The organism is Streptomyces sp. NPDC016845, assembly GCF_044332585.1.
In the GTDB taxonomy this organism is placed as follows: Bacteria; Actinomycetota; Actinomycetes; order Streptomycetales; family Streptomycetaceae; genus Streptomyces.
The window spans coordinates 22,174-47,727 of the sequence record NZ_JBIRPI010000028.1 but is presented as its reverse complement, the minus strand read 5'-3'; the positions used below and the strand labels follow the sequence as shown (position 1 = coordinate 47,727).

General features: G+C 70.0%; 15 protein-coding genes and 1 pseudogene. 8 read left to right on the top strand and 8 right to left on the bottom strand.

Going from position 1 to position 25,554, the window contains the following annotated elements; genetic code table 11:
• Window positions 1–5 precede the first annotated feature (5 nt).
• Both ACH4RC_RS37385 and ACH4RC_RS37380 read left to right on the top strand, forming a co-directional pair.
• The gene (locus ACH4RC_RS37385; protein ID WP_398208783.1) at window positions 6–512 is read left to right on the top strand and encodes an STAS domain-containing protein; all 507 of its coding nucleotides are present in this window, start codon (window positions 6–8) and stop codon (window positions 510–512) included.
• 2,480 nt (window positions 513–2,992) lie between these two features.
• A complete protein-coding gene (locus ACH4RC_RS37380; protein WP_398208781.1) occupies window positions 2,993–3,352 on the top strand; it encodes a helix-turn-helix transcriptional regulator in 360 nt (119 codons plus the stop codon).
• Window positions 3,353–4,131: 779 nt separating this feature from the next.
• On the opposite strand, the gene ACH4RC_RS37375 is transcribed toward ACH4RC_RS37380, so the two are convergent.
• Entirely contained in the window at window positions 4,132–4,320 is a 189-nt protein-coding gene (locus tag ACH4RC_RS37375; RefSeq protein WP_398208855.1) for a hypothetical protein, read from the bottom strand.
• Between the two features lie 59 nt (window positions 4,321–4,379).
• Window positions 4,380–5,264 carry an oxidoreductase gene (locus ACH4RC_RS37370; protein WP_398208780.1) on the bottom strand — a complete coding sequence of 295 codons (885 nt, stop codon included), beginning with the start codon at window positions 5,262–5,264 and terminating at the stop codon, window positions 4,380–4,382.
• Window positions 5,265–5,366: 102 nt separating this feature from the next.
• Between ACH4RC_RS37370 and ACH4RC_RS37365 the strand changes: the two genes are divergently transcribed.
• Window positions 5,367–6,209: a helix-turn-helix domain-containing protein gene (locus tag ACH4RC_RS37365; RefSeq protein ID WP_398208779.1), complete on the top strand. Its 843-nt coding sequence runs from the start codon at window positions 5,367–5,369 to the stop codon at window positions 6,207–6,209.
• Between the two features lie 776 nt (window positions 6,210–6,985).
• Here ACH4RC_RS37365 and ACH4RC_RS37360 read toward each other — a convergent pair.
• Together ACH4RC_RS37360 and ACH4RC_RS37355 are read right to left on the bottom strand one after the other, a co-directional pair.
• Window positions 6,986–7,183 carry a hypothetical protein gene (locus ACH4RC_RS37360; RefSeq protein ID WP_398208777.1) on the bottom strand — a complete coding sequence of 66 codons (198 nt, stop codon included), beginning with the start codon at window positions 7,181–7,183 and terminating at the stop codon, window positions 6,986–6,988.
• A 20-nt stretch (window positions 7,184–7,203) separates the two neighbouring features.
• A complete protein-coding gene (locus tag ACH4RC_RS37355; protein WP_398208775.1) occupies window positions 7,204–9,462 on the bottom strand; it encodes an RHS repeat-associated core domain-containing protein in 2,259 nt (752 codons plus the stop codon).
• 144 nt (window positions 9,463–9,606) lie between these two features.
• On the opposite strand from ACH4RC_RS37355, the gene ACH4RC_RS37350 reads away from it, so the two are divergent.
• The 3 genes from ACH4RC_RS37350 to ACH4RC_RS37340 all read left to right on the top strand — a co-directional run bounded on the left by ACH4RC_RS37350 (window position 9,607) and on the right by ACH4RC_RS37340 (window position 12,976).
• Complete coding sequence (locus ACH4RC_RS37350) at window positions 9,607–10,800, top strand: sensor histidine kinase (protein ID WP_398208774.1); 1,194 nt, start codon at window positions 9,607–9,609, stop codon at window positions 10,798–10,800.
• Complete coding sequence (locus ACH4RC_RS37345; protein ID WP_398208772.1) at window positions 10,793–11,458, top strand: response regulator; 666 nt, start codon at window positions 10,793–10,795, stop codon at window positions 11,456–11,458. Before ACH4RC_RS37350 ends, ACH4RC_RS37345 begins: the two co-directional genes overlap by 8 nt.
• A gap of 225 nt (window positions 11,459–11,683) precedes the next feature.
• Entirely contained in the window at window positions 11,684–12,976 is a 1,293-nt protein-coding gene (locus ACH4RC_RS37340) for a serine hydrolase domain-containing protein (protein WP_398208770.1), read from the top strand.
• Window positions 12,977–13,190: 214 nt separating this feature from the next.
• Here ACH4RC_RS37340 and ACH4RC_RS37335 read toward each other — a convergent pair.
• A pseudogene (locus ACH4RC_RS37335) lies at window positions 13,191–14,663 on the bottom strand (ISL3 family transposase).
• Between the two features lie 52 nt (window positions 14,664–14,715).
• Window positions 14,716–15,030, bottom strand: coding sequence for a transposase (locus tag ACH4RC_RS37330; protein ID WP_398208768.1), 315 nt, complete (start codon window positions 15,028–15,030; stop codon window positions 14,716–14,718).
• A gap of 193 nt (window positions 15,031–15,223) precedes the next feature.
• Between ACH4RC_RS37330 and ACH4RC_RS37325 the strand changes: the two genes are divergently transcribed.
• A complete protein-coding gene (locus ACH4RC_RS37325; protein ID WP_398208766.1) occupies window positions 15,224–15,574 on the top strand; it encodes a hypothetical protein in 351 nt (116 codons plus the stop codon).
• A gap of 118 nt (window positions 15,575–15,692) precedes the next feature.
• On the opposite strand, the gene ACH4RC_RS37320 is transcribed toward ACH4RC_RS37325, so the two are convergent.
• Both ACH4RC_RS37320 and ACH4RC_RS37315 read right to left on the bottom strand, forming a co-directional pair.
• Window positions 15,693–21,545, bottom strand: coding sequence for a toxin TcdB middle/N-terminal domain-containing protein (locus ACH4RC_RS37320; RefSeq protein WP_398208764.1), 5,853 nt, complete (start codon window positions 21,543–21,545; stop codon window positions 15,693–15,695).
• Complete coding sequence (locus tag ACH4RC_RS37315) at window positions 21,542–24,844, bottom strand: hypothetical protein (RefSeq protein ID WP_398208762.1); 3,303 nt, start codon at window positions 24,842–24,844, stop codon at window positions 21,542–21,544. Before ACH4RC_RS37315 ends, ACH4RC_RS37320 begins: the two co-directional genes overlap by 4 nt.
• 512 nt (window positions 24,845–25,356) lie before the next feature.
• Between ACH4RC_RS37315 and ACH4RC_RS37310 the strand changes: the two genes are divergently transcribed.
• Window positions 25,357–25,479, top strand: a complete 123-nt coding sequence (locus ACH4RC_RS37310; RefSeq protein ID WP_398208760.1) for a hypothetical protein — start codon at window positions 25,357–25,359, stop codon at window positions 25,477–25,479.
• Window positions 25,480–25,554: the final 75 nt, after the last annotated feature.

The following is a 25,554-nucleotide window of genomic DNA, read 5'->3' as shown; positions in this document are numbered from 1 at the left end:
GAAGTATGCTTCAAGCGATCCTGAACACCACCGACGCCGATACCTGGGGAGTGGCTGTGCCGGACCACGCAAGCTGCGCTGCTCCGCCTGTACCGCGTGCCGCCGCGGGACTGTCGCATGCCGCCGCCGCGGCGAGCGTGCGCCTCGAGGTCCGCCCGCTCGGGCTCCGCACCCTTGTTGCGGTGCACGGCGAGGTGGACCTGGAGACCGCGCCCGGCTTCGAGCACGACCTGCGATCCGCCCTCAACGACTCCGCCCGGGGACTCGAGCTCGACCTGCAGGCCCTGCGGTTCTGTGACTGCGCGGGTCTGGGGGTGTTGCTGCGCGTGCGGCGCACGGCCCTGGCCACGGGCAAGCCGGTGACCGTCCGCTCGGCCAGCCCGCTCGTCGCCCGCCTGCTGCAGGTGACCGGCACGCACGCCCTGTTCACCGACGTCCCCGTCCCCGCGGTGTCAACCGCTGCGCTGCCGCAGCAGCCGACGCCGGCCGCACCCCAGCTGTCGATGCATTGAGACGTGCCCGGTGCTCGGTGCTGGGGGACCGGGCGTTGCCGCACCATTTGGGGGCAGCGTGCGGCGCGTCAGCAGGTGGGGTCTGCCGTAAGCGCGCTGCTGACCGCAGACCTGCATTCAGCCAGGCACTGCATGCCGTCTCGGACCGGTGCCCGCCCGGGCCCGCTGCCACCAGATACTCATCAATGCCTGTGGGGCGAGGTGGCGGGTGCGAAGACGCAGAACCTGCAGCGCATTCAGGGCATCGCCCGAGTACTGTGGCCCGGGCTGGCACCGAAGCGACACCGTGCGCCTGCACGCCCGGCTCTTCTCCTGCAGCCTGATCGAGCAGGCCCCGGCTTCCTGCGCGCGCAGCGCCTGCACGCCCGGCTTCGCCCTACCGGTTCCGTCGGCGCTGAGGACGTGCCGATGCTGCGGCGGCAGGGTCAGCCGGCCATGGTGATGCGTATGGCGGCATGCTTGACCGCGGCGTCCAACGTCCCGCCCGCGGCCGCGCTGTTGACCTGGCCGAGGACGAGTGCCTGCGGAATACGGGCGATGCAGACGACCGTGGTTGGCCGGGCGTCCGCATCGGTGAGGGCGAGGATCCGTTCGGGATCCTGCGGGCTGGACCCTGGATGCCGGATCCCTACCTCGAACCGGGCCCCGGCCAGCTGCAGGGTCTCGCCCGCCCCCTGCAGCGCTGCGCGCGAGCGCAGGTCTGCAGCTGCAGGGTCTCGCCCGCCCCCTGCAGCGCTGCGCGCGAGCGCAGGTCATCCAGGACGTGTCCGGTGGCGGCGGCCTCCTGCTGGGTGACGGACCATCTGCCGTCACTGAACAGCGTGTTGCTTGCAAAGCGATAGAGGGCGGCGCCGCTCATCTCCAGCGTCATCTGCTCCAGCCACCGGTACCACGCTGCATCGTCCACCTTCCCGGCCCTTCCACGCCGTGCCGTACACCGTTTCGCCGCATCTTTGCGTGCCTGCCGGTCCCCGAAAGCCACCCAGGGGGCCATCACCCGAACGAGTGAAAGTCAGTGCGTCGGCCGCTCGGGGCGAGGCGGATCACCACCGCGTCGGGGCGTCCCGGTCGCGCGGCCCCGTGTGGCACAGGCGTCTGCCGTGCTCGGCCCTGGGCGGAGGACCGGTCTGAGCGGCATGGAGACTACAGAGCACGGCGCGCCGGGACACCCCGACCGCCGGCGGCCGGGTGCTTCGGCAGCCAGGCGCCCTCCGCATGTAAGACCGAGTGGCCCAGTGCCCGCGGATGCGTGCCGCGCGCCAGAGCGTCCCCGATGCACCAGCCGGTCCAGGCTCGCCGCTCATGGGGGCCGCTTTGAGCAGGGCATCATCTGCCTGTCCGGCCGTCTCACCCCCCGAGGAGGCCTGGGCCGTCCTGCGGAAAGTCCCCATGCGCACCACACCCGGCTGCGGCAGGCCGCCCTCGAAGTGATCACCTGGGCGCGCCCCGGCCGCCTCCAGGCCCGGCTGCGTCCAGAGCCGCACCGCCAGTGCCTGCTGCGCCACACCCCACCGCCCGCCGCCGGAAATCTGCGGGCGCGGCCGCCGGAAACGAGCCCCCCCGAGATGAGCCCGGGGCCCGGTCAGCAGGTGGGTGGTGCCGGTGATGTCCAGGACGCGGTGTACGGCGCGGGTAGCGGCGACCAGGCGCAGGTGCCCGCCGGCTGCGGCGGCGTGGCGGTGGTGGCGGGTGAGGAGGTGGACGCCGCTGGAGTCGATGCATGGCGCCCGAGGCCGACTTCCACGTGCCGGGCGGCCAGCGGCGCCAGGACGGTCTCCAGAAGGGTGCGGTATCGCTGTCGAGTTCACTGCGGACGTAGAGCAGGACGGCGGTTCCTGGTATCGACGACGCGTGTCTGCCAGCCCGGCGGTGGCGTGCCCACGTGAGGGGCGATGGATAGGCATCGGGGGCGCGTTGCGGCCGGGTCGAGGCGGCCACGCCAGGCCCTCACCTGAGCTGTCTCCCGGGGCGGGGGACGTACGCTCGCCGGGCTCAACGCCGGTCCCGATAAACGTAACCGTGGGCGGGAGGGCACAGACCCGCCATATGAGTCCATGCTCTCTTCGCATGGCCCCATGGTGACCGGCGTCGAGGCGAAGGCCGCACCCCGGGGCGCGCGCCCCGGGGCGCCGGTGGGGGGGTGACCGTTTGTGCGGTGCGGCATTGAACGGCTTGTCTGGCGGGTACTGAAGTGCCCTGCACCGTCGTGGTTGGGCGCGGCGACGGCAACTTTTCACCCTCGCGCGTGCGCCTTCAACCAGGCCGGCAATGACGCGGTGGTCCGAACGGCCCTGTGCGGGCCGTGTCTGGTGGGCCATACTCACAAGACGTGACCGCCAGGCCGGACCGGGACGGGCATGCGGGGCCCGCTTCGGCAGTAAGACAACGGGAGCCCGGGGGAGAGCACCCCGTGGTGTGCCAGCCATCCGCTCCGCCCGGCTCGGCCCGCCTGAAGCTGCGGCACGACACCGGAGGCCACGGTGCGTCAGGGAGAGCTGTCGCCGCGCCCGGCGCCGTCCATGGTCTGCCTGGCTCAGAAGTTCATCCGCGAGCATGCCGACGGTGAGTTCCGCCTGGCGGACATCGCCGCTGCAGTGCACGCGAGCCCGCGCACCCTGCAGTACGCCTTCGCCCGCCAGGGCACGACTCCGATGCGCTATCTGCGCGATGTCCGGCTCGCTCATGCGCACCAGGAGTTGTGCGACGCCTGCTGCGGCGCGGGTGGTCCGCGGACGGTAGCGGAGGTTGCCCGGCGCTGGCATTTCAGCAATCCGGGCCGCTTCGCCGCCGCCTACCTGCGCCTGTACGGACAGCTGCCCCGCCGCACCCTGCGCCGGTGACCGGGCGGCAGCTGCACCGCCTGCCCCAAGCTGTGCCATGGCCCGCGAACTGCGGCCGCCCAGAAGGTGTTTGTCGCCCCTGCACCCTGGTGACCGCGGCCGCCAGCGCTAGCGTGGGTTGCAGTCCGTGGACTAGGCCCCGCCGTCAGCGCGGCGGGTGCTTTCTCGGCGATCTCTCGGGCTCGTTACGGGTCTCCACGCCAGCGGCTGCCATGACGGGACCCTTTGCCTGCTCCCTACGCGCCGCACCCTGTCTGCGTCGATGACTTGCCTTCCCGCTCCCCGTCCTGCGGTGCCCCTCCCGGACCTTCCGTTTTGAGGGCGGGTGGCCGTTACTGCCGGATAGCTGATCGGGAGTTGTCGGCTGGGCCGTTGACGTCTATTGAGCTGCTCCCACTGGGTGCGGGTGCGTTCGTACTCGCCTTCATCGTGCGGGGAACCCTTGCTCGCCTGCGGCCAGTTTTCGGTGAAATCCTGGACGAAGAACAGGACAGCTTTCTCCATGGCGCGACGGGAGCGGCTGTCGACGGCCATGGTGGTTGCGGTGACCTGCTTAACCTCCGGTCCCGCGAACCCCTTGTGGAGCAGGGCCCGAATAGCGCTTGCTAGTAAGTGCCAATGAGCACTACCGCTTTCCGGTCAGCGAAAACGGATAGGCGTCACGGTTCTCCAATGCGTTGCGTAAGAGAGGGTTGTGCAACGTTCGGCTGTTTCCCGTCATTGGTGGTGCCAAAGTGTGTGCAAGGCTTCGGCGTAGTTGTGTGATGCCCGTTGCGTGATCACGCGAGGCCGAGGAGTGCGAGCGGGCGGCGAGGGTCACGGGCGTTGCGGCGAAGACCTGCCGCGATGTTCTTCGCTCCGGCTGCCCGGAGTGCCCCGATAGCGAGGTTGCGCCAGGTGGCCATCGCGCGGGGCGCATTGCCGGTCCGCAGTTGGGAGGCGTCCTCGGCGAAGATGGTCTCGCTCATTTCAGGCGTCTCCTTGATCATCGGATCCGCCGTCTATTGGACACTCCCTTGTCGTGTGGTCACCTCTGTCCGCGGGGGTGTTCCGGCATGGTCAGGGGAAATGCGGTGCGGGTCAATTCTTCGGAGAGGGTCCAGAGGCGGCGGGCGAGTTCGGGATCCTGGGCAGCCTTGGAGCGGCCGGCGATCTCGGGGAGGCCGCGGGCCTCCAGGAAGCCGCTCGGGGAGATGTAGCTGTTGCCCGGGATGTCGGCGGTGGCCGCGTAGAGCGTGGTCTGTGCGCCACCGTCCTCGTCCTGTGACAGGGGACGCAGAAGGGCGTTCATGATGCGGACACGTGTGCTGCTGGCGTGGCCGATCAGGTTCGTGTCGGCCAGGCCGGGGTTGGCGACGGTGGCGATGACATCGGAGCCGGCCGCGGTGAGGCGGCGCTGGAGTTCGGCGGTGAAGAGCATGTTGGCGAGCTTTGACTGCGCATAGCCGGCGAACGGCTTGTACGGCCGGCGCTCCCAGTTGGGGTCGTCCAAGTCCAGCGTTCCGGCCCGGTGGCCGCCGGCTGCGACGGTGACGACTCGCCCTCTGATTTGTGGCAGGAGCAGGTTGGTGAGTGCGAAGTGCCCCAGGTGGTTGATGCCGAAATGGAGTTCGAAGCCGTCGGCCGTACGCCCCAGCGGCTGCATCATGACGCCCGCGTTGTTGATCAGCAGATCGACGGGACCGGTAAATGTTTTGGCGAAGTCTCGCACTGAGGGCAGGTCGGCAAGGTCGAGTCGGCGCACCTCGGTCGGGCCGTGCATCTGCGCTGCGGCGGCCCGGCCCTTGTCGAGGTCGCGGACCGCGAGGATGACGCGGACGCCCTGCTCGGCGAGGGATCGGGCGGTGGCACGGCCGATTCCGCTGTTGGATCCGGTGACGACGGCGGTGCGGCCGGCAAGAGGGTTCGTCATAGGTCGAGGTTCGTCGGGCCGGAGAAGGGTAGCCAGTGCCCGCCGCTACCGTAGGAACGGCGTTACCAGGTAAACCGGCGGTGCCGCGCCCATCATGGGGGCATGTCGTCTGCGGAGAATGATCTGGGTGACCTGCTGCGCGCCTGGCGTGACCGATGCTCACCCACCGACGTCGGCCTGAGCGCACACGGCAGGCGCCGGGCCCCTGGACTGCGTCGTGAGGAACTGGCGGGCCTGGCCGGGGTCAGCGCCGACTATCTCGTGCGCCTGGAGCAGGGCCGGTCCCGGCGTCCCAGTGCGGCGATCGCGGCCGCGCTGGCCAGGGCCCTGCAACTCGACGAGCAGGAAACCGCCGTCCTCCACCAGGCTGCCGGGCTCCCCGTGCCGTCCGGCCGCACCGTACCGGTGCATGTTCCCCCTGGTGTCCAGCGCCTCATCACCCGCATGGTCGACTACCCGGTGGCCGTCTTCGCGGCGGACTGGACCCTCATCACGTGGAACGCGCTCTGGAGCGCCCTGAACGGCGACCCGGCCGGACGGCCGGCGACCGACCGCAACGTGATCCGGGCCACCTTCTGCCAGGCACCGGCATGGGCGAACATGCATGGACCCGACGAGGGCAACGAGCGCGCCCTCATCGCCGACCTGCGCCAGGCCGTGACCGCCTATCCGGAGGATGAGAACCTTCGCTCCCTCATCGCGGAGGTCGGCGACGCCAGCCCGCGGTTTCGCGACCTGTGGAACTCAGGAGCAGCAGGGCGACACGTCACCTCTCGCAAGGTGATGCACCACCGACTCACCGGTGAACTCACCCTGGACTGCGACGTCCTGACCGTCCCCGGCTCCGACTTGAAGATCACCGTGTACACCGCCGCGGCAGGCAGCCCCGACGCCGAACGCCTGGAGTTCCTGCGGGTCAGCGCCGTCCACACGGTTACCCCATGACGTCCGTCAGTCCGTCACTCGTCGGTGCCGTCCGCGTGAGCGGCGTCGCGCTTGGTGACGCGATTCCTACCGGCGCGAAGCAGCGAAGGTGGTGTCGCAGACGTGGTGCAGGGTCTCGATCTTCCGGTGATCCCGTACGAGTTGGACGAGCAGGACCGGAGTGGCCTGCGCGGCAGTCGAACCGACGACGGCACAGACCGTCTTGCCGGTGGTTCTGCCGGTCTCGCGGTCGGTGCGCCGACGCTTGATCCGTGGAAGCCCGTACCTGCACAGCTTCCAGCCCCCATCAAGCCGACAGGTCGCTACGAACCGGGCGTCACACGACTACGCCGAAGCCCTGGCCCGGTCGGTTCTCCCTGGCTCACCGGCCGGCCGGGGAAAACACCGAACTCCCGGAACGATGAAGGCCTTCGTGCTGCGTGTGGCGGCACGAGACGTTCGTCATCGTGGGCGCGTCGTCCACCGGGTACGCCACCTTCGGTCCACCGGCGCTCCGGGCGTCGGGCCCAGGTCAGTCGGGGTTCAGGGCCTCGTTGCGCAGTGCGTGCAGCGGGGCCAGGGCGTCGTGGTCGTCGGCGTCGGTGAAGGCGTGGATCGCGCTTGGTCGCCGTCCAGTCCGCTGCGTAGATGCAGCGGGCGTGAGCGGCTACTGCAGATCGGCCCGGCCGGGCGCTCCGACGAGGTGCCAGGGTCGGGCCTGCAAGGATGACATCGAGTGCCCCGGGCACCGGAGTGCCCGGGGCGGTGGTGACACGCTCACTCGGGGTCTGTGCGCCTCAGCGGCTTTCGGATCGCGTCCTTCGACGCGCGACGGCGATGCAGCCCCCGATCAGTCCTGCTACGGCAAAGATCACGGCAGACTGCCAGATCGGCCAGTCGAAGAGACCGAACGCTGCTGCGATGATCCCCACGACGCAGGTCAGTGCCGTACAACTGACGACTGTCACCAGGGCGCCTTGCTTGTTGCTGCTCACACGTCGCTCCACATCGCTCCTCAGAACAAGCTTCCTACCGCTCCGCCGATCAGGCCGCCCCACATGCCGTTCTCTCGTTCCGCCTGTGTTCCACCCGCGATGGCCGCACCGGCGGCTCCGCCTCCCGCCCCCCACAGGGCGCCAGTGACGACGGCGGCACCGACGCAGGCGGCACCGGCCGTGCCCACGCATGCGGCGCCGACTGCCGCCGCGCCGAGACCGCCCGCCACCGTGCCGGCGACGACACCGGCCGCGTCCGCGAACGAGAACAGACCGCTGGGATCCGTGCGGTTCACGGGGTCTCCGGCCGCGTAGAGGTAGGCGTTGCTCTCCTGGCCGGAGGGGTCGGGCTGGGTGAAGCGGCCGAGGTTGGGGTCGTAGTAGCGGGCGCCCATCTTGTACAGACCCGACGGGTCCTGGTAGGTGCTCGTGTAGCGGAACGGCTGGTTGGTGCCGCTGTTGGTGCGGGTCTCGCCGTAGGGGCCGTAGGAGTAGGTGGCGGTGCGCTTGCCGGAGGCGTCGACCAGGCCGATGACGGAGTTCTGGGCGTCGGTCAGGTAGTACTGGCTGGCGCCTCCGCTCTTCATGGCGACCAGCGTGCCCGAGGGCTCGCGGATGAAACCGGTCGCCGCGCCGGAGACGCTCTGACCGGTCAGGCCGACCGCGGCGTTGGTGAACGTCGTCGAACCGGACTTCAGGCGCTGCGTGTTGTCGGTGCCCGCGTAGGTCTGGTCGGTGGTGGTGCCGGACTGGGTGTAGGCGCCGAGCTGGGTGAACGGCGTCCAGGACTCGTCGGTGCGGGTGCCCGTCGGGCTGGCGGCGGAGGTCTCGTTGCCCGCGCCGTCGTAGGTGAAGGCGTCGTTGCCGTTGAACGAGGTCAGCTCGCCCGCGTCGTTGTAGACGGCCTTCTGCTGCGCGTCGTCACAGCTGGAGGGCAGCGACGTACCCGACGAACGCCCCGTGCGGTTGCCGGCCTTGTCGTAGCAGTAGGACCAGCCAGCCGTGTTGGAGCCGCTCTTGGTCTCCACGGCCTTGGTCAGGCGGCCCAGGGTGTCGTAGGTGTAGGCCAGGGCCGCGCCGTCAGTGGTGCGCTTGCGGACCTTGTCGGTGTCCTTGCCCGCATTGGCGTAGTCGTAGGCGATCGTCGACAGGGTCGTCGAGCCGGACTTGGCCTCGACCTTCGTGGGGCGGCTGGAATCGTCGGAGGTGACGGACTGCGTGGTGCCGCCGGGGAAGGTCGTCTTGGTGCGGTCACCGTTCTTGTCGTAGGTGAAGGTTGTCTTGGCGCCGCCGGGTTCGGTGACCGAGGTCAGCTCGTTGGCGTCGTCATAGCCGTAGGTCACCGTGCCCGCTGCGTCGGTGGCGGTGGCGACGTTGCCGGTGGCGTCGTAGGTGATCGACGTGGCCGGGGTGCCGGGCAGAGTGCGGGTGCGCTCGCGGTTCTGCTCGTCATAGGTGAACGTCGACGTGCCGGCAGGGGTGGTGCGTGTCTTGAGGTTGCCGTCACCGTCGTAGGTGAACGTGGCGGTCGCGGAACCGGCGGTCTGGGTCTTGATGCGGTCGCGGTTGTCGTAGGTGTAGGTGGTGGTGGTGCCGCGGCCGTCGGTCATCGTCTTCTGACGGCCGAGGTCGTCGTAGGTGTAGGTGATCGGCTTGAGCGGGGAGGGCGGGGTGACCTTGGTCAGGTTGCCCTTGGAGTCGTACTCGTAGGACGTCTTTTTGTCCCGCGGGTCGGTGGCGCTGCAGCGCTGGCCGGGCAGGCCGCCGCAGTCCATGGTCCCTGTCTTGGGGTTGTAGTCGTAGGTCCACTTGGCGCCGGTGCCGCTGGTGGTGGAGTCGGTGGAGGTGAGCAGGTTGCCGGAGGTGTCGTAAGCGTTGGTGGTCTTTTCCGCCGAGGCCGTGGTGGCGGTCTCGGGGAAGTAGCCGCTGCCCTTCTTGACCCAGGTCGCCGTCGCCGAGGCGCCGGTGGGGATGGTGACCGTGGTGGGGTTGAAGGCGCTGTCGTACTTGTAGCTGGTGACGTTGCCGTCCTCCGGGGCCGCGCCCATCGCGTCGGTGGCGGTGGCGATGTCGTTGTCCGGGCCCCAGGACTTGGAGCGGGTGTGGCCGAGTGGGTCCTCGGTCTTCTTGGTGCGCCAGTAGCCGTCGACCGTCTTGAGGGTGTTCTTGCCGCGCGGGTCGGTGACGCGCACCACGCCTTCGGCGTCGGGGTTGTTGTCGGGGGGCAGGATCCAGCGGAAGGCCGTGGTGTTGCCGGCGCCGGTGGAGTTGGTGACCACCCGGGTGACGGAGGCGACCTTGTCGCTGTCCCAGGTGAACTTCGTCTGCCGGCCCTCCGCCGTCGTGACCTTGGTCAGACGCTTGACGCGAAGTGGCTCTTTGGAGTGATGAGGGCCTGTGTGCGAGGTCGTAGTGTCGGACGGATGAGAGTGAGAAACGGCAGGTGGCCCCGGTGGGGTGCCGATGCCGGGCTGGTCGTATTGACGTTTGTGCCGGCGCTGTTGTCGCAGCCGTACGTGGACACCTCCGTGCCGGCCTGGGTATCGCTCATGGTGTACGAGGCGGTGGGCGTGGTGGTCCTGCTGCTGCGGCGGAGGCTGCCGGCCACCGCCTTCGTCGTGGTTTTCGCGTCCCTTCTGGCGGCGCTGGTGGGCAGTGCGGGCGCGGGAGCCAAGCTGTCGCCGCTGGTCTTCCTGCCACTGGCGGTACTGCTCTACAACCTGGGCCACAACGGCGCGAACTGGAGGCGGACCGTGTCGGCGGTCCTCGGCGTCACCGTGCTGGGCGTGGCCGGTCTGTGGCTGAACCGGATGACGACCGACTCCGGCGACTTCCAGGGCGGCCTGGACGTCCTCGCCGCGCTGGCCCCGATGCCGCTGGCGTGGGTGATGGGGTTCGCCGCGCGCACCCGGCAGGAACTGCTGGCCGCGGCCGAGCGGCGGGCGGCCGATGCACGCCGGGCACAGACCCTGGAGGCGGCGCAGGCCACGCAGCGCGAGCGGACAAGGATTGCGGGTGAGATGCACGACGTGGTCGCCCACTCGCTGACTCTGCTCGTCGTGCATGCGGAGACGCTGCGGGCCCGCGGCGGCGAGCTGCCCGACTGGGCCTGTGCCCAGGTCGACGGGCTGGCTGCGGCGGGCCGGCAGAGCAGCGGCGAGCTGCGTGACCTGCTGCGGATGCTGCGCGACCCCGCGGGCGCCGTCCCGCTTCAGCCCGTGCCGGACCTCGGTGAGCTGGAGGCGTTGCTGGACAGCCACCGTGGCGCGGGCGGAACGGTCGAGCTGACGATGGATCTCGCACCGGAGGCAGTTCCGGCGCCGGTCCAGCTGGCGGTGTACCGCGTCGTGCAGGAGGCACTGGTCAACGCCCGTCGGCACGCGCCCGGAGCGCCTGTCCAGTTGACCGTCCACGGCACAGATGACGGAGAGTTGCGGTGTGAGGTCGTGAACGGCCGCGCGGTGCGGCGGGCCGCAGCCGGCGCGGGCATCGGGCTCGGCCTGGTCAGCATGGAGGAGCGGGTGGGCGCGTTGGGCGGCGAGCTCGCCGTGGGCCCGACCGGTGACGGCGGCTTCCGCGTCACGGCCACGATGCCGTGGGAGCGTGCAGATGTTTGAGCAGATCAGCGTGCTCGTCGTGGACGACGAGCCGGTCATCCGTGCCGGGCTGAGCGCGATCCTGGACAGCCAGGCGGACCTCACCGTGGCGGGCACCGCGGACAACGGTGAGGAAGCCGTCGAGGCGTGCGCGCGGCTGCGCCCCGACGTGCTGCTGATGGACATCCGGATGCCGCGCCGCGACGGCCTGTGGGCGCTGGCCGAGCTGGGCCGCCGGGGACTGCTCGGGCCGGGGCGCAGCCGGGTGCTCATGCTGACCACGTTCGACCTGGACGCTTACGTCGACGATGCGCTGGCGGCCGGGGCGTCCGGCTTCCTGCTGAAGAACAGTTCGTACGAAGAGCTGACCGGGGCCGTGCGTGCCGCGGCGGCCGGGCACAGCGCGCTGAGCCCGGCGGTGACCCAGCGGATCATCGAGGGCCATCTCAGTGGCCGGCGCCGGCCCAGCGACCAGGATCTGGCCAGGCTGCGGGACCTCACCGAGCGGGAGATCGACGTACTGCGTCTGATCAGGGACGGTCTGAGCAACGCCGAGATCGCCGAACGGCTCGTCGTCAGTCTGCACACGGTCAAGACGCACGTGAGCCGCGTCCTCACGAAGACCGGCTGCCAGAGCCGGGCCCAGGTGGCGGTGCTGGCCAGGAACACCCTGACCTGACCCGCCTCCGGTCGGCGGGCGGGCTGGCGGGGCGCCGTGCCCCGCGGGGTCATTCCTTGGAGGGACCCCGCGCCGGTGGGAAGCCCGCCATCGAGCGATGTGCCAGCGGAGCGCCACTGACTGAATGGATGGTGTGCGCGGGACCCGCCGAACGGCCGCTCAACAGGCGATCGTCCAGTCCCTCGACGCACACAGCACATCGTCACGCGCCGAAGGGAACTTCCCATGTCCGCACCCACACTGCCCCGCCGCCACCGAATCCGCCGCGGAGCGCTGGCCATCGCCTTGACGACCTGCCTGGGCGCGGCGCTCGTGAGCTGCTCGGACGAGGCCGAACCGGCGGCCGGGCAGAGCGCGGCGAGCCCGGCGGCCGACGCGCGACTGGCCCGCCTCGCGCAGCAGGCCGCCGACACCGGCTCCCTCGGCGTCATCGTCCGGGTCGACTCCGGCGACGGGAAACCCGTCGAGATCGCCAAGCAGGCCGCCTGGACCAAGGACGATCACCGCATCGCCGCCGGCGACCGGTTCCGAGTCGGGTCCAACACCAAGACGGTCACCGCGACCCTCGTCCTGCAGCAGGTCGCCCAGCGGAAGATCAGCCTCGACGACACGCTCGAGAAGTGGCTGCCCGGAGTGGTCAAGGGCGGCGAGGACATCACCGTACGGATGCTGCTCAACCACACCAGCGGCCTGGGCGACTTCCTGCTGACCCCGCAGTTCCTGCCCTCCCTCACCGGCCAGGAGAAGCGCACCTGGACGCCGCAGGAACTGCTCGCCATCACCCCCGAGCAGGACCCGCCGACCGAGCCTGGCAAGACATACTCCTACAGCAACGCCAATTACGAAGCCCTCGGGCTGATCCTGGAGAAGGCCACCGGGAGAAGTCTGGCCGAGCTGATCGAGCAGAAGATCACCAAGCCGCTGGGCATGAAGGACTCCTCCCTCGCCACGAACGCAGAGTGGGACACCGGCAAGAGCAGCGGCAAGCAGCACGTCACCGGCTACGAGCCGGACGCCGCGCGGCTGAAGCAGATCCTGTCCGCAACCGTGGACCTGCCCGACGGCGTCGGGTTCGCCGGACCCGAACGTCCCGACGACAACGTCGACACCGCCGCCATCGACCCGAGCTGGTCCTGGGCAGCAGGCGGCATGGTCTCCACCGCGGCGGACTGGCAGACCTTCCTCACCGCGCTGAACTCCGGCGAGCTGCTGCCGAAGGCCCAGATGACGCAGATGCGTACCACCGTGGACGCGCCTGAGGAAGGCGGCGGCTACGGACTGGGGCTGATGCGGGTGGACACGGCCTGCGGCACCGTCTGGGGGCACACCGGCGGTCTGCCCGGCTACTCCAGCGAGATCTACACCGACGCCACCGGTACCCGTAGCGTCGCTGTCTTCACCAGCACAAACTTCGGAATCAAGGAAAAGAAGGCCGCCACCACGAACAAGGCCCTCGTCGAAGCCGCGACCTGCCAGATGCTCGGCAAGCCCCAGCCCTCGGACAGCCCGACCCGTTGACGGCCGCGGACACCAGCCGCCTCCGCCTCCGGCGGCGACCCCCTCGCTGCCGACCTGCACATGACGGCTGCCTTCACGCGCGCCCTGCACGAGAGGCCGGACGACTCACATGCCGCACCGCCTCCTGAGCATGGGCACCGGAGACCGGCGGGACTGTCAAAAAACGAGTGGCTCTTCCAAGATTTTCGTAGGCGTTGATCGTCCGGGCCGGGCTTCAATTGAGCAGGACGATCTGGCGCAGCAGGCGGTGGCTGGCGCGGCCGTACATCAGACGCTTGAGTAATTTGATCTTCGTGTTGGCTCCTTCGGTCCGACCGTTGTGCCAGGGCAGGGTGAGGGCAGCATCGACTGCGGCGCGGTCGCGCTCCAGGCCGCCTGCGAAGGAATGCAGAAAGGGCAGGTCAGCAGCGTGAGTCCGGTTGATCCAGGCCGTCAGCTTTCCGGCGTTGTCCTCGTGCGGAACCAGCAGCTCGGCGAAGGTACGGATCTGGTCGGCCAGCACGGTCAACTCGGGGCAGGCGCCGGTGAGCTGGTCGTGCAGAGCTCGTTGGTCATCGGAGAAGTGGTCGGGGTGGCAGGTGAGCAGGCCGGTGACCTTGCGGGGGGACAGGGCGGCGTGGTCGGCTTCGACGCGTCCTTGGTTGATGTAGCGACGAGGAGATTGGCGCTGCCGGTGTAGCCCTGTTCCCGGATCTCCGCCAGCAGGTGAGTGGCGGGGACGGCCGGGTCCTCGGTGCGCCGTCTGCGCAGATGGTCGCGGTAGGGGTCGACCAAGCAGGTCCGGTAGACGGGGGCGCGGACCATGCGGTCCGGTTCGCTGTGGCGGGCATAGCGCTTGACGGTGTTGAGCGATACGCCCAGACGGCGGGCGCACGCGAGTAGGCCGACGCCCTGGTCGAGGAGGTCGTGCACCTGCCGCCATCGCTCACGGGTGGTGTCGGCGCTTTTGCTCTGGGGCAGCGGCGGACCGAACTTGCTCCAGCAGGAGGCGTGTGCGCCGACCTCCTTCAGCGCGGTTCCTGCCAGGCCGTGCCAGAGGCGCCAGCGGTCGCCGACCTGCACGATCGTCGGATCGGCGTCGGTCGTGGCCTTAAGCGAAAGAGCCAGAGCCGTCCCGGCACACCACGCGGACGCCGGGATGCGCACGCAGCCAGGCGGTCACCGTCCCCGCCTTGCGGTCGGACAGTACGTCGATGCGCTCGCCGGTGTCCGCGTTCGTGATGATCGTGGCATAGCGGTGGCCCTTCAGCAGAGCGAACTCGTCGATCCCGGCCACCACGGGCGTGGTCCGGCCGGGCAGCGGCATGCGCATCAGACAGTTCAGCACCGACGCCGCGGACAACCTCTGGTGCAGCACCACGAGCAGCCGGGCCCCGGCCGAGCCCGCCAGCACCACCGCAACCGCCTCGACTGTCTTCCGCAGCGCCGGCGTCCTGCGCTGGTAGCGCTCCGTCAGCCCGTCGACCTGCTCGACGAACGTGGTCCTCGGACAGTCCGTGCTTTCGCAGTACAGCCGACGCACCGAAAGGTCGATCACCACGGGCCGCCCACCGACCGCCTCGTCCACGACGTGACGCACATACCGCGAGTGCACCCAGTCCGACTCCTGACCACACCCCGGGCACGCACGGCGCGCATCTTTCCTGGTGAACGCGGTGATCCTCACCGTCCTCGGATCAAGGCTCATCCGCTCAACTCGTAACCCCGCCAGCCGGGGCAGCAGTTCGTCAATGGTGACGTCACACACCACCAGCCTGGCACCGGCAGCCCGAGTCACGCTGCCGAACGCCCGGACGATCAACGCCTACGAAAATCTTGGAAGAGCCAAGAGCTGCACCCTTTGTAAAGTAGTGCTTTACCGCGCCGGGCGGTGGCAGGTAGTCCCATTGGCAGCCGGTCCGGGACAGGAGCGCGTTGACGATCTCTCGCATCTCGTAGTTGCCCTGGTGGCCGCTGACGGACGGGTGCTTCGCCTTCCATGCAGGTGTCACCGGCTCGATCAGCGCCCAGCGTTCGTCGGATAAGTCGCTCTTGTGGGGCTTGCGGTCGCTCACCCCGTCACTCCAGCACGGCCAAGCCCGTCGACCGGCTGGGAGTCCCCACAGTCACACAATCAGGCGATACCGAACCGGACATCAGGTCACGTACTGCCCTCTGACAGGGGCCACGCTTCGTTAAACTGGGCCAGCATCAAGGGCGCGCGGCCGATCACAGCAAATTGCTTGCACGACCTGCGCCTCGACACGGTTGGAGGAGCGGGAACGCGAGATCACCGCGCAGGCCGAGACCACGCGGGAACAGATCACGCAGCTGACCGCCCAGCTCGACGAACTCGTCCGGGCTACCGAGGAAGTCCGGATCACCCGCAAGACACTGCTGGAGCTGCCCGACCCGCAACCGCCCGCGCCGCCGCCGGCCCCGGAACTACCGGACCATCCGGCCTACCAGCAGATCATGGCGGTGCTCACCACGGCCGGCCATCCGCTGCGTGCGCGGCAGGTGTGCGAGGCGACGGACGTGGCGTTCTCGCCCAACAACATCAACAACGTCCGCCTCAAGCTCAAGCGACTGGCTGGCTGGCTGGCCGCGGGATCGTGACCGAGACCGAGCCAGGCTTGTTCACCCAGCCCCGGCCGTAGTCGACCGACGTCGCTACGACCTGCCCCCTCGTCCCGCACGAAACGAAGAATCGGGCATCAGGTCTCATACCGCCCCATCAGAAGGTGCCGCTCTTCGAATAGCTGGCGCCGCTGTTCTTGATGAGGTCGATGACATCGTCGGCCAGGTCGAAGGCGAGTAGGACCGAGATCGACTCGATGAGCAGGGTTCCGGCGATGGGGTTGAAGACGAAGGTCTGCAGGACGTTGAAGCCGGTCGGCGCGCCGAAGTTGAGCGCGGAGCCCGCGAGGCTGGTGGCTGTGCTGGTCGCGCCCTGGCCGATGGCGGCCGAGGCACCGACGCCGGTGTTGCCGGCCTGTCCGGCGGCCTTGGCGCCTTCCGCGAGCGCGCGTTCGGTCTCCGCACCGGTGGGCAGCCGGGGGCTGATGTTCCCGGTACCGAACACACCGTGGGCGAATCCGTAGCTGGCCAGCCCGAACACCAGACCGGTGACGAACCCCGCCAGGGCCGACTGCCAGGTCTTCTCCCAGATCTCGCCGAGCGAACCCGTGCCGCCAGCGAATCCGGCGGCAAATCCAGTCGCGGCACCGAGCAGCGCCCCGCTCACCGCTCCGGAGAGCAGGAAGGTCACGAGGGACTTGGCACCGAACGCGGCCGCGAACCCGACACCGGCCAGCGCGCCACCCAGTGCTGCGGCGCCGGCCAGCGCCGCGCCGAGCAGGATGCCGAGCGCGATGTCGCCGCCGGCCCGGGCCGCGGCGATGCCGCCAACCGCGCCTCCGACAGCCATCGCTACGAGCACCCCGACCAAGGCGGCGCCCACCCCGAGGGTGACCACGCTCAGCACCACGACGGCCACTACCGCCACGATGGCCAGCGCGATCTGCCACCAGACCCGGCCTGTGGGGTCCCGCACGGTGACAGGGTCATTGGCGGCGTAGGCGTAACGGTTGAGGCCCACCGGATGCCACAGGTCCGGGGCGACCGTGTCGGGGACGAGGTAGCGGCCCAGTACGGGGTCGTAGGGGCGCTTCGGCGACAGGTACAGGCCCACCTGCTCAAGGAGTTCGTAGCCGTCGTACGTGTCCCGGGGCCGGTCTCCTCCGGCCTGGATGGCGCGGATCCTGCCGAACGGGTCATACGCAATCCGTTGGACGACCGTGCCCGTGCCCGTGGTCATAAGGCGGACCGAGCCGTGGTGGTCGGTGTGCCATCGGGTGAGCGACCCGCCGGGGACGAACTGTCCGATCCGACCGCGGCCGTCGGTGACGATGCACAGCAGTTGGCCGTCGTGCAGTTCGACCAGGTCGTCGAGGAGTACGATCCGCCGGGTTCGGCCGCCGGTCGTTATCTCCCGTACGGCGCGTTCGTCGAAGGCACCGTAGGACACCTCGGCGCCGGCGGGTCCGGTGATCCCGACGAGGCGGTCACGTCCGTCGTAGGTGAGTGTTCCGGCGGGGCCGCTGGTCTGCCGTCCGGCCGCGTCGTAGCCGTACTGCTGTGCTCCCGCCGTGGTGACGCACACCGGTGGGGCGCCGCGCTCGCCGTAGCGGAACGTGCCCACGTCGCTGCGGGAGAGGATGTTGCCCCCGGCGTCGTAGGTGAAGTCGACGGCGGGGCCGGCCGAGGGCTCGGCGCGGGTCAGTTGGTACAGGTCGTCGTGGCTGTATGTCCACGCGTCGGCGGGCGTCGGTCCGGAGACGGTGAGTACGTGTCCGGCGTGGTCGCGGGTGAGCGTCTCCTGGTCGAGGAGCAGCCCGGCTCCGTCCTTGACCTCGGTCGCGGCGAGCCGGGAGAGCGTGTCGTACTGCCGTGTGACGTGAACTCCGCCGGTGTACACCGTCGTCACCTGGTTGCCTGCCGGGTCGTAGTCGATCGAGTCGATGACTCCGGAGACGGAGGTCAGCAGTCCTCGCGGGCCGTACTGGTAGGTCAGGACCGGGCCGGGGGTGTCGGGGGCGCTCCCGGGGTAGGCGATGGACACCACGCGTCCCAAGCGGTCGGTACGGCGCCGGAGCGCGTGGACCGCGCCGCCGGTCAGTGCCACCCGGCGCCGTTCGACCTCGCCGCGCACGTCGTAGTGGAAGGTGAGGGTGCCGCGCACGTCGTCGACCGCGGCGAGACGGCCGACGCGGCGGCCCGGGGCTCCGCCGTTGCCGACGTCGTCCTGGTCGAGGTAGCGGTAGACAACGTCGGGTTGTCCGTCCTGGCTGCTGCGGACCATCCGGTTGAGCTCGTCGAACCGGTAGCCGGCGCGCTGGCCGGCGGCGTTTCGGCGCTCCACCAGGTTGCCCGCAGCGTCGTGGACGAAGACAACCGTGCCGGTTGCCGGGTCGTCCACCCGGATCCGCTGTCCCAGCAAGTCGTACGTGACTGTGGTGGGCCTGCCGTTGGCGTCGGTGATTTCCACGGGTTGGTCGCGCAGGTCATATCGGTAGCGCGTGACGACCTCGGAACTGCCGGACCGGGACACGACCTTGGCAACCCTGCCGGCCACGTCGAGGTGGTAGCTGGTGGGCGTGCCCTCATGGGCGCCGCCGGCCCGGGTGTCCTCCTCGTCCCACATGTCGGACCGACCCGGGACGTGCACGCCTAGCCGAAAGGCGCCGTCGGGCAGGTCCACCCGCAGCGGCCGACCGAGCGCGTCGAAGCGGGTCGCGAGATGGGGCAGGGCCTCGGTCGGGGCCTGAGGATCGGGCCCCACCGGCGTCCGGAACGGCAGGTACTGACGGGCCGCCAGGCCGCGGGCGTTGCGCCACACCGAGTCGGTCACCAGCCAGGATCCGTCGCCGTCGAGGCGGGCCATCCCGGTCTCCCGGCCGTCGGAGTCGACCAGCCGACGGGAGGTGACCTTGTCGCCGCGGTCGGCGCTCGGGTACTCGACGGTCTCCACCGCCGGTCCGGTCGGATCGAGCAGATACCGGTACGTGATCGTGGGCGCGTCCGGCTCGTCGCCGGGACGGAACTCGGCTGCCAACCGGGCCAGGGCATCGTACGTGTTGCGGCGGACACCGCCGTTGCCGTCCGTAAGGGCGGCGGGCCGCAGGGCGTACCGATCCACGGTCGCCTCGATGACATTGCCGCGGGCGTCGGCGCGGCGCACCGGGAAGAGCCGGTCGGCGTCGAGGGCCAGAGTCACCGGGGTGCCGCGCGGGTCGCGGCTGATCAGAGTGCCGGGGGTGGAGCGGTCGTACCGGCGGACATACACCCACCAGCCGTCCTCCCCCGTCCTGCGGTGGTACCCGAGCTCGGTGAGATCGGGCGGATCGGCGCCGTACACCGCGCTCACCTGGTCGTCGCGCAGCGCCAGTCGTTCCTCGGACGTGACCAGGCCGAGTGTCACCGATCCCTCCGGCAGGCCGGTGAAGGGCTGCCCGTCGTAGCGCAGAACCCGGGCGTCAACGACCGTGCCGGTGCCGTCGGTCTGGGTGATCCGGGCCGGCCGGTCGACTGTCCAGCTGCCGGGATCCGTGGCGTACTCGGTGACCGTGCGCAGGTCCTGAGTGGCCGTCGGGTCGGCTGCGAGGGTGTTGCGCTGCCGTTGCTCGGTGATGTTGCCGAAGGCGTCCCAGCCGATGGTGGTGGTGACGGTGGTGCGCCAGGGCGTGGCGGCACCGTGCAGATGGTTCTCCCGCCGCTCCGTCAGCCGGGGGGCGGCGACGGTGGCGCCGCCCACGTCGGCGATGTGCGCCTGCCAGGTCTGCCGTACGTCGAACAGCGGGGGCTCGAAGTCCGGGTCGGCGTCGGCCTGATGGCTGGCAGAGCGGATCACTCGGCCGCGCAGCACCTGTGCGGCGAGCCGTTCATCAGGGGTGGGCGGGCGGTCGGTGCGTTCGGGGGTGCGTCCGAGGTGGAACTCAGTGCGCTTGAGCAGCGCCTCGACGCTGTCGTCGCCCTCCTCCACCTCGTCGACCCGGGCGAAACCGAGGAACCGGCGCAGTGCCGGATCCCAGTGCCCGTCGTGGTAAGCGAACCGGCTCGTGCGGGCAGCCGCCGCGGCTGCCGTCTGCACGACGCTGGTCACGACGGGCAGGCAAAACGGCAGCGACGTCGACCAGGGCCTGCCTCGTTCGGCATCCCGCCGTGCTTCGGCCGGCGATGTGCCGTAGCTGATCTCGGTGACGTGGCCGAGCCCGTCGTCGATCCGGTTCAGCAGGTACGGCTTGGCGTCGAGGTCGATCAGGCAGGCCATCGGTCGCGTCCGATGCCGGGTTGTCAGCAGCAGCCCCACGCAGCCGGTACCGCGCAGGTCCACTGGTTCCACCCGCTCGGCCGCCACACCGGGTACCGGAGCGACGGTGATCTCGGTGCCGAACGCGGCGCCGCCGAGGTTGGGCCAGATCCGTAGCGCGTCGGTGTCCACGTAGACCAGGTCGGCGCAGCCGTCCCCGTCGACGTCGGCGAGCAGGAGCCGCTCTGTCCTGTAGCCGGCCGGCAGCACCGGGCTGCCGGCCACGGTGCGGGGCGGCCCCCAGCGGCCGTTGCCCAGGTTGGGCCAGTACCGCACCCGTCCGCTGCGAACCTCGACCAAGTCGACCAGGCCGTCGCCTGTCATCGGGGCAACGTGGATGTCGGGCGAACGGAGGTCGACGCCGATGAGCGGATCGTCGCCGCCGACCGCCTTCTGATCGACGCGCCGCCAGTCCTCCGCGCCGCCGGCCGTGGACACCGTGGCCAGCACCCCCTCGCCGAGCCTGAGCAGGTCGGCGGCGCCGTCTCCGTCCAGGTCGAGCAGACGTACGCCGGGGTCCCAGGGCGCGAACGTCGGCGCGTAGGCGCTGACCACCGGCGCGCCGAGGACACCCGCGCCGTCGACCGGGTAGCGATGCCGGAGGCCCCGGCCGACGGTGACCAGGTCGACGCGGCCGCGTCCAGTGAGGTCGGCGGCGAGAGTGAGGGCGTCGGGCGGGGCACCTGGCAGACCGGTGCGGGCCAGCCGACGCGGGGGATCGAAGGCCAGCCCGCTGCGGTTGCGAGCCACGGTCGGCGTCGGGCCGAGCGAGACTGCGTCCGGCAGCCCGTCCCCGGTCAGGTCGGCGACGGTGCCGTCCGGTGCGGCCAGCACCCGGGCGACGGCCGGATCGACCGCTCGTACGGCGAATCCGCCACCTGTGGTGTATCCGAACGCGAGCCGGGAAAAGGTGGCCACGCCGCCGTCCGCGCTGTGCCCGGAGAGGGTCACCCCGGCGAGCAGGCTGTGCCCGGTCGGCCGGCCAGCGACGTAGTCGAGGGTGTAGCGACGCAGCAGAGTCTGTGCCTGCGCCGAGGAGTGCAGTTCGATCGACGTGCATCGCCGGGTGGTGGTCAGGGGGAACCCGGGACGGCCGTCGAAGACCGGGTCGGGCCGGGACTCATAGTGCAGTTCGAGGCGGTACGCCGCCCAGGTCACCGACTCCGGCAGCTGATCGCCGGTCCAGGTGTGGACGATCTCGTCACCGGCCGGGCGGACCGAGCGTTCCAGGAGCCAGGCGTACACCCTCGACGGATCGGCCGGATCCGCAATTCGGGCGGCGGCTGTGGTGCCGACCAGATGGCGCACGCCGGAGCGGTCCGTCAGTTCGAAGCCGTCCCCCTGTCGATGGATCCGCCAGCCCAGTCCGTCGGTCTCGGGTACGAGCCGGCCCGGCTCTCCTGGCACCTCGACCAGCGGTCCGGCGCCCGGCAGGACCAGCGGGTCCGTTCCGTCGTAGCGTGGCAACCGCCCGTCGCAGGACAGCTCGACCCGCAGGACGGGCAGAGACCAGCCGAGCCCGAAGGGGCCGTCGCCGAAGCCCGTGGCGTACTGCAGCGTCAGTTGCGGAGTGTGCCCGTCGACGCCCTGCGGCAGGTCCAGGGGGATGGCGTACCCTCCGCCGCCGGTGTTGAGATCCGGGGTGAAACTCCCGCCCAGACCGCCGACGGAGCCTCCGCCCTTCGGCAGGCTGAGGACATCCGGAGTGGTGCCGTTCACGCCCCACCTCGCCGGGTGTAGTCGTACTCCACGAAGAGCAGGACGTCGTACACGGCGGCGCGGTCGGAACCATCCGCTGTGGTGGCCAACCCCCAGTCCCCCGCCACGGCGGCACCGTGCAGAGCGGCCAGGGCCGGTGTGGTCGACGGCACCCGCCCGGTGCCGTCCGGGGTGACGTCGGCGGTGGCGCCGCCGGGTGCGGTGATCGTGAGGGGTACGGCTGGGGCCGGGCCGTCGGCGCCGAGCAACTGCAGCGACACAGTGCGCACGACCGGGTTCACGTGGTGATGCGGCAGGTATTCGGGCCCGATCGGCAGGGTCGTCGTGCCTTGGCTGCGCCACAGGAAGAACCGGTCCGGGAAGTCGTTGCTCACGCTGAACGACGTGCTCGCCCGCAGCGCCTCCGGAGGCAGCGGGATCGCCGAGACCGTGGCGGCGAGGGCCCGGTCGAATTGCGCCTCGAAGTGGAAGGTGACCTGGACGTCGACGATGAACCGGAAGTCGACGTCGTTGACGTCGGGCGGGTACCGCAGCGTCCAGCCGGAGGCCATGCCGACCCCCTCGAACACGGTGAGCAGCTCCGGCCGGGGCCGGAACAGCACGGCGTCGTCACGCCCGTACGAGCCGAGCAGGAGTGTGTCGACGTTCTGCAGCCGCCACTTCACGGTCCCGTCGAGCGCCCGGTACTGGGAGATGCCGCTGTTGACCAGCGTGCCGCGCAGGCCACCGGACGGGACCAGTCCGACCACCGCGACCTCGACGGCCTGGATACGGTGGTTGTACGAGCCGGGATGGTCGCGCTCCAGGTCGGAGAGCAGGGTGTTGAACGAGATCTGACCGGTGCTGCGGAATCCGGCGAACGCAAACGGGAACTTCTCCGCGAGCGAGACGACCAGGCCGGCCCGCAGCGTCTTGTGGGTGGTGCGAGTGATCCGGTCGTAGGTGAAGTAGTCGATGTCGGCGAGGAGTTGGTCGGAGCCGAGCATCCCGTTCACGGCACCGGCAGAGTAGTCCGTGCGGATCCGGTCGACGGTGGTGTCGTAGTCGAACTCGTAGGCCCGTTCCATCAGCCGGGCGACCCGGGTTGCCCAGTAGAGGTACCGCAGGACCTGCCCCTGCATGAAGTCGGCCAGCCGCCGCCACACCTCCGGGGTGAAGAAGCCTTGTTCGAACCCGCTGACCAGCTGCTGGGCCTGTTGCCGACGCAGCTTCGCGGCCTGCGCCGAGAGGTTCGCGGCCTGCGCCCTGGCCTGCGACATAGCCAGCTGATCGCCCGACTGCTGGGAGGCTAGGGCGAGTTCGTTGATGTTCTGCTGCATCCGGAGCAGCTCGTAGTCGCGGCTGATCACGCCGAGCCGCTGCCGGTCGGCGGCGATCACCTCGTGGATCTGCCGCCCGTCGCCGGGAATCGGGTTGTTGAGCTCCCAGCTGTTCTGAGAGCTGTACCAGGCGATCTGCCGCTCCAGCCCGATCTGTTCGTTGGCCATCGCGCTGTAGGCCTGGCGCGCCGCCTGCGCGTCGGCCCGGCGCAGGTCGGCGAGTTGCTGTGCGGTCCGGGCGAGTTGGACTTCCTCCTGTGCGGCGAGGGTCTGCTGGTCGGCCACGGCCTGGTCGGCGGTGGCCGAGGCCACCGCCTGCTGTAACTGCAGCCGGGTCAGTTTCCCGGTGTCGTAGCGGTCCATGAACTGAATAAAGTCACGCTCGGCGGCCTGCGCCTGCTGGCCGAGGAACCGCGCGGCGTTCTGCAGGTAGTCGAAGGTGAACGGCGGCACGAAATCGACGGGGACTCCGAACCAGTCCAGGTTCTGGCCGAGTTGGGCCACCTTGGCGGCGATATCCAGTACGACCGCGCCGAGACCGGCGTCGAGGTCGCCGGGCAGCGTCTCTGGGGTGGCCAGCAGCGCGGCGACGAGGGTGCCGACGCCTGCGAGCGCGGGCCGCGTGTACAACTCGGCGCCGCCGCGGGTGCCCTCGGCGGCCACTACTCCACTGTAGGCGGCCAGCGCTCCGGCGAACTCGCCCTGCCGGTACAGCATGTCGCCCTCGTCGAGGTAGGTCTGCGCGAGCCGCAGCCACAGCACCGGTGTCTCAAGGGCCCGGTTCAGGTAGGGGTACTCGGCGGCCCGGTAGAGCCACAGTCGGGCGTTGGCCCAGTCGCCGAGCCCCGCGTAGGCCTCCGCGAGGCCGACGGGGATCACATAGTAGAACAGGTGGGCGAGATGGACGGACAGGTCGACCGCGGTCAGGACCGACCAGCGAAGCTCCAGGTAGATCTTCGCGGTGGGCCGGGTCTCGTAGGCGGCCGACAGGAGAGTGCCGACCGACGGCGCGGCCGTCTTCTGCCAGCTGACGGTCCTGATCTCGGAGCCCAGCGCGAACCCCGCCGTGTAGCGGACCTTGCGGTCGTCCTGTTCCAGGGTGCCCACAAGGGGGGCGCTGCGCCATGCCGTGGAAATCAGCGGATCGCGGACGATGAGCCGGATGCCCCGGCCCAGCGACCTCTGCACCTCGGCGCTCACGGCCCGGTAGCCGTCCGCTCCACCCGCCAGCAGCCCACTGCTGCCGGTGCCGACGCGCACACCGGAGGCCGAGCTGCCCGTCGCACCGCCGACGGCATCAGCCACGCCCGTGCCGTCCAGCTCAGCGGCGACATCGGCCCGACCGATCGACCGCATCACTTCCAGGGCGTGCCCAACCGCGCCCGCCGCCTTGCCGGACTGCTGGTCGGTCTGCTTGAACACCTCTTCGGTCTTGGATACCTCACCAGTCGCCGCCATCGCGACGGCCAGGTTATGCAGGGCCTGCGCTGAGCCGAGCGTGTCCTCTGCACTGCGGAAACCGTCGGCCGCGGTGGTCAGGAGCTTCACTGCCTGATCGTTGCGGCCCGCCTGGGCGGCCGCGGCCCCTGCGTTGAGCAGGAGGCCGGCCCGGGCGACCTTGTCGTCCTTCGCCAGGTCGGCCGCCGCCGACAGCCTCTTCGCCGCCAGGTCGTATTCGCCGTTGTCAAAGGCGACCATGCCCAGTGTGGCCATCTCGGTGAAGGGCACGGCCCTCTCCGTACCGGGCCGCGGCAGTGCCTTGGCAGCTTCCCCGTAGCCGCCGAGCCTGGTCCGGTCGATGTCCGCCTGGATGACAGGCGTGTCGGGAGTACCGGGCACCAAGTCTCCCAGCAGTACTGTTCCGGCCCGGACGACTTCCTTCAGGTGCGTGATGTCGTGCGGCGCGCCGAAGTGGGGATTGACCGCCGCCGCCCCAGCCGACCCCCCGTCGGCGAGGAGCCGGAAAATCCGGTTGCGCACGGACTCGTAGGATTGCGTCGCCCCCAGGTACTCCCCGGCCAGCAAAGGCCGTGGGCCTCGTCCAGGTCGGCCTTGATCTCGTCGAGCACAGCGGTGCGCGGCGATCCCGGAGCCATCGTCGCCTCCCCTGCCGAAGCGACGCCCAGCGGGTGGGCGGAGTACAGCAGGACGGCCGTGTCTGGACTCATGGTGCCTCCTGGCGCCGATGCGGTGAGGGCACGGTGAACGGGTGCGGAGGTGTATGCCCAGGTACGGGGAACCTGCCGCCTGCGGAGAGGCGTGTCAACGCAACACTGCGGGCATGACGTTGCGAACGGCCCCGAACGTCTAATGCTGGTCCGTCACGTCGCGTACTTTTCTTATGCCACCAAATCGCATACCAGGAAGAGGAGTTGCCTGCACCGCCGAGTCCGCGCGTGTCCTGACGCACGGTGGCGGCTCCGGCCACCTGGCCGAGGTCTACGGCGCGAGTGTCTCCAAGTAGACCACCTCGACCACCAGATGACAGGGTCGTGGTCCGGATCAGCCAGGTCGTCCGGTCCCTCGACGGTTCCGTCATCCCCGCACGGTCCTCCTGCCACGTCCACCGCGTCGAGGGTCATTACATCGTCTGCATGGACATCGAGGACGCCTGAGCCTGAGTCTGCTCCTGCGTTGAACGTCCGCGAGCTTGTCGTTTCGCAGGTCGGCGGACGTGCAGGCGGCGGCGA